Raw genomic sequence first — 548 nt, forward strand, 5'->3', positions numbered from 1 at the left:
TAGATGCTTCCTCTTTTTCATCGGTTTCTTTTTCAAAGTTTTCTTCAGATGTTTCCTTTTCTTCTGCTGGTTCTTTTTCAACATCTTCCTCATCTTCTGCCGCTTCTTCAATTTCTTCTGATTCTTCTGTAGTCGATTCTTCTATATCTTTAGATTCTTTTTCTTCAGTTACTTTTTCAGAATTATCTTCAGAAGAGGTTTCTTCCTCTTTTTTTGTACATTGATAAGTACCTTCAAAGTCTTTTTTATTTTCACTATCTTCTTTAAACGTTAAATTAATCGTATTATCTTCACTGATTACTTTTACCTTATCTTGATCTGTATGTTCGTCATTTAACTGAAATTTAAATTTATTATTATTATCTACTGTTGTTTGTCCTATAAAATTATCGTTAACGTACAGTTCGACTTCTTGTGCTTGATTCCCATTACCTTCAATAATATTTTTTTCTTTGACGTTTACAGAGTAATTAACGTTACATGAACTTGTACCAAATTCTTCAGCATTTGCAATGGGAGCTGGGGCAAGTATCAATAAGCATATAATA

At 30.5% G+C, this 548-nt stretch carries 1 pseudogene; it reads right to left on the bottom strand.

Annotation, left to right across the window (positions count from 1 at the left end):
• Positions 1-548 (bottom strand): annotated as a pseudogene (locus HMPREF3029_RS09375) (hypothetical protein); the annotation flags it as partial.

Source organism: Nosocomiicoccus sp. HMSC059G07, assembly GCF_001815515.1.
GTDB lineage: Bacteria > Bacillota > Bacilli > Staphylococcales > Salinicoccaceae > Nosocomiicoccus > Nosocomiicoccus ampullae_A.